6 protein-coding genes are annotated in these 3,723 nt (G+C 68.5%); 4 read left to right on the forward strand and 2 right to left on the reverse strand.

Features of this window, described 5'->3' with window-relative positions:
- Nucleotides 1-290: 290 nt before the first annotated feature.
- The gene (locus ABTZ94_RS36665; protein WP_351207646.1) at nucleotides 291-1,064 is read left to right on the forward strand and encodes an SAM-dependent methyltransferase; all 774 of its coding nucleotides are present in this window, start codon (nucleotides 291-293) and stop codon (nucleotides 1,062-1,064) included.
- A 96-nt stretch (nucleotides 1,065-1,160) separates the two neighbouring features.
- Here the strand turns inward: ABTZ94_RS36665 and ABTZ94_RS36670 are convergent, their stop codons facing one another.
- Both ABTZ94_RS36670 and ABTZ94_RS36675 read right to left on the reverse strand, forming a co-directional pair.
- Nucleotides 1,161-1,601, reverse strand: a complete 441-nt coding sequence (locus ABTZ94_RS36670; RefSeq protein ID WP_351207648.1) for a methyltransferase domain-containing protein — start codon at nucleotides 1,599-1,601, stop codon at nucleotides 1,161-1,163.
- A gap of 89 nt (nucleotides 1,602-1,690) precedes the next feature.
- The gene (locus ABTZ94_RS36675) at nucleotides 1,691-1,858 is read right to left on the reverse strand and encodes a hypothetical protein (protein ID WP_351207650.1); all 168 of its coding nucleotides are present in this window, start codon (nucleotides 1,856-1,858) and stop codon (nucleotides 1,691-1,693) included.
- Between the two features lie 357 nt (nucleotides 1,859-2,215).
- On the opposite strand from ABTZ94_RS36675, the gene ABTZ94_RS36680 reads away from it, so the two are divergent.
- The 3 genes from ABTZ94_RS36680 to ABTZ94_RS36690 form a co-directional block, all read left to right on the forward strand.
- Nucleotides 2,216-2,830, forward strand: coding sequence for a hypothetical protein (locus ABTZ94_RS36680; RefSeq protein WP_351207652.1), 615 nt, complete (start codon nucleotides 2,216-2,218; stop codon nucleotides 2,828-2,830).
- A complete protein-coding gene (locus tag ABTZ94_RS36685; protein ID WP_351207654.1) occupies nucleotides 2,827-3,522 on the forward strand; it encodes a hypothetical protein in 696 nt (231 codons plus the stop codon). Before ABTZ94_RS36680 ends, ABTZ94_RS36685 begins: the two co-directional genes overlap by 4 nt.
- A partial coding sequence (locus ABTZ94_RS36690) for a hypothetical protein (RefSeq protein WP_351207656.1) occupies nucleotides 3,504-3,723 on the forward strand: 220 nt, incomplete at its 3' end. The genes ABTZ94_RS36685 and ABTZ94_RS36690, both read left to right, overlap by 19 nt.

The following is a 3,723-nucleotide window of genomic DNA, read 5'->3' on the forward strand; positions in this document are numbered from 1 at the left end:
GACACCCCGACCCCTCCCGCCCACAGACAAGACGATCATGCCATCCCGACCACTACAGACCGCCGCTTTGCGGATTTCCCAACGGAGTCCTTCAGGGCGGGGAGGAGTCACAAAACCAGCCTGACCCCAACCCTCCACCTAGGTCAGGAGATCCGAGAAGCAGTGCCTAGACTGCAGCGACGAACGCCCGTTGCCTCACAGCAGAGACGTTCTCTCTCAGCGCATCCATACGAGACAGCTGAACCCGACGCCGGCTAAGGGCCCCTGACACCACGAGACGAGAGCCGAAAATGACTGAGCAGTCAGCAGCCGAGGTCCGCAGCGGAGTTCCGCACTCGGCCCGAGTGTGGAACTACTGGATCGGCGGGAAGGACCACTACCCCGTCGACCAGGCACTGGGCGAGCAGGTCATGGCGACGTATCCACCGGCGCGCGAACTCGCCCGAGCCTCCCGGGCCTTCCAGGCACGCGCGGTGCGCTACCTCGCGGAACAGGGCGTCGACCAGTTCCTCGATCTCGGAACCGGCCTGCCCGTACACGACAGCACCCACGAAGTCGCCCAGAGCATCCGACCAGAGGCCCGCATCGTCTACGTCGACAACGACCCCCTGGTCCTGGCCCACGCCCGCGCCCTGCTCACCAGCGCACCCGCGGGCATGACCGACTACATCCACGCAGACCTGCGTGACGCCGAACCGGTACTCCAGGCAGCATCACGCACCCTGGACATGACACGCCCGGTGGCGGTCATGATTCTGTCGACCCTGGGGCACGTCGAACCACAAACCGGCATTCAGCTGACGCGCCAGTACATGCACGCCGTCGTACCCGGCAGCCACCTGGTCCTGTGCGACACCATTGCCACGCCCCAGACACTGGCAGCCCAGGAAGCCTACGCAAAGGGAGACACACCCCCCTACCTGGTACGTCAACCGGAGGAGATCCTCGCGAGCGCGGACGGGATGGAACTGGTCGAGCCCGGCTTCGGATCCATCAGCAACTGGCGCTCCGACCCGGAGCACGATCCCGTCGACCAGTGGGGCTTCGTCGCCCGCAAGAGCTAACCTCCTGCCCGCAAAGGCCGTTACCGCAGACAGCGGCAGGCAAAGCCCGCCAGCGAAGGGGCGCGGGAACACCGAGACGCATGCTCCGGGTCTCGGCTACCCCACGGCGGAAGCGGGATCCGCTCGCACGAGCGGTTCCCAGCGGGGACCGTGCGGGTCGTCACCGGTGAAGACGCTGGGCGTCGGGGGTGACGTACAGCCCGAAGTCGAACAAGCCGGGTCCCCCGCGCCGCTCCCATTCCTGCCAGGGGCGACCTCGTCGGCCAGGTTCCGCGGACCGCCCCGGCGTACATCCACCGCGGCGCTGCCCTGGTCGAGCGTGGCCCAGGAGGAACGGCCGTCGCTGAGCCAGGCCCGCGCCGCGCCGGAGCCGGGCGGGGTGTCGATCTGTACGTCGGGAAGCAGCACGCGCAGCGCGAACCGCACGTCGGGATGGTCCAAGTACCGGACGCGCCGGGGGAGTTCGGCCGGTACGCCCGGGTGACCGCCTCGGACCCGCTCGAAAGGGGTACGCGGTGCGGCCTGGCGAGTGGGCATGAAGCGGGCGGGGGCCTGCATCCAGCCGACGGCCGAGGGGCCCGGTCATTTCCGGTCGTGCTCCCTTCACCTGCCTGGCGCCGTGAGAGTCAGTGCGGTACGGCGTTCTTCTGGGCGTGCTCGCCGGAACTGCGAATGGCGGTGCGGATCCAGCGAACGATCACGGTGACTGTGTCGTCGTCGAGTTCGGCCGGAACCCGGAATTCGTCCGCGTCCGAAGCGACCGGTGCGACAGGCGCGCGAGCCTCGCTCGCCACGTCGCCGCCCCGCCCGCGATGCGCTCGGAGGCCGTTGCACGAACGTTTGGCGGAGGACGAGTTCGCCATTCCGCCACGATCTTGCCCAAAGCCCTTCTAAGATCGCTGGGCAAGGCGGTTCTCCGTATCTCTATGTACTCTCCCACGAGCAGGGCATCAGGCCCATCTGAACGCTGAGAGCAGGAGATGACATCTACGAATGAACAAGCGAAGGGAGCCGCGCCCGAGCCGCGTCGGCGACGGCCGGGCATGCTCGGTCGCCGCACCGTTGGCTGTCTGGCCGCGCTCGCCTTGGGAATCGGTAGTGGCTCGTTAGCCGTGGCGCCTGCGGCGCACTCGCAGGCAGGGGACGGATCGGTGACGGTCCGGGTGATCCGGGCCGTGGACAACAGCGCTGTGTGGACACCCGCGCTGGAACCAGGCATCGCGGGCGTCAAGGTGACCCTCACCGACGATGCCGGGGTGGGCATCGAGGGGGTCACGGCGGCCGACGGCACCGTGACCCTGACTCCGGCGGCGGGCGGGACCACCAGCGGCAAGTACCGTGTGCAGGTGGTGAATCCGAAGCCGGGTGTGCTGTTCCCGGCCTTCGCCTCGCGCCAGGGGCTGGACGGTGCGCCCAACCAGTTGAGCAGCAATGAGGAGTTCGTCGACCTCTCCGGCGGGAAGAGTGTGGCGTACACCACCGGACTGTGGAGTCCGGGTGACTACTGCCAGAAGAACGCACCGCTGGTGACGACGTGTCAGCCCCCCAAGCGCGAGGGCGGGACTCAGCGCACGCTGGTCTCCTTCCCGTACGACGCGCGCGGCCAGGACGGCGTCGACGTCAACGTCACGAACATCGCCACCAACGCCGAGACCGGCACGTTGTTCGGCATCGCGTGGAACAAGGCCGACAAGCGGGTGTTCTCCTCGGCGCTGGCCAAGCGCACCACGGACTACGGTCCGGGCGGCGCCGGGGGATCTATGTGACCGACCGTGCGCAGAAGAAGACCACCCTGTTCACCGTCGTCCCGGACGCGGGGGCGACGGCGCACGGCTCGGGTACTGACGACGCCTTCCTCGCCGTGCCGGGCAAGGAGAGCCTGGGCGGCATCAAGATCACCGATGACGGCAGGGACCTTTTCGTCGTCAACCTCAATAACCGCAAGCTTTACCGCTATGACGCCACGGTGGCGACCGCGGCGGCGCCGAAGGCCGTCTACACGATCCCGGACCCGGGCTGCCCGGCGGCCGGGGACTGGCGCCCCTTCGGCCTGGGGATGCAGGACGGCACCGGCTACCTCGGCGGGGTCTGCTCCGGCGAGTCCACCGGGAAGGTCTCGGACCTGCGCGCGGTGGTTCTGCCCTTCGACCTGGGCACCGGCGCCTTCCAGAAGGCCGTGCTGAACCAGCCGCTGGACTACCCGCGCGGCTCGACGGTCGGCGCTGGCCCGTGCGACGGCGCGGGCTGGTTCCCGTGGACGAGCACCTACCCGGTCTCGCAGAACGGCCGGCCGTGTGGCAACTCCACCATCGCCAAACCCGAACCGGAGTTGGGCGAGATCGCCTTCGAGACCGACGGCTCGATGCTGCGCTGGCCTTCCGCGACCGCTTCGGCGACCGCGCGCCAGCCGGTCCCGCGCCGAACTCCGCCGCCATCGTCATGTCGGGCGGTGACCTGAACAAGGCCTGCCCGGCGGACGGCATGTATGTGATGGACACCAACAACGGCTGCGGGCTGTCCCCTCGGGGCACCCGGTTCTTCGACACCAGCTGGGGTGGTCACCGCAACACGGCGTTCGCCGGCATGGCGCTCTCCAAGGCCGAGAACACCATCGCGACCTCCGCTTTCGACGCCAACCACACCGCCTTCGGGTACGGCA

The sequence above is a fragment of the Streptomyces sp. NPDC002785 genome, from assembly GCF_040295565.1.
In the GTDB taxonomy this organism is placed as follows: Bacteria; Actinomycetota; Actinomycetes; order Streptomycetales; family Streptomycetaceae; genus Streptomyces.

Bases quoted from the DNA above. Each gene is read 5' to 3' on its own strand.
- ABTZ94_RS36670 (WP_351207648.1), bottom strand. From the start codon at position 1,601: ATGCCCACTCGCCAGGCCGCACCGCGTACCCCTTTCGAGCGGGTCCGA.
- ABTZ94_RS36665 (WP_351207646.1), top strand. From the start codon at position 291: ATGACTGAGCAGTCAGCAGCCGAGGTCCGCAGCGGAGTTCCGCACTCG.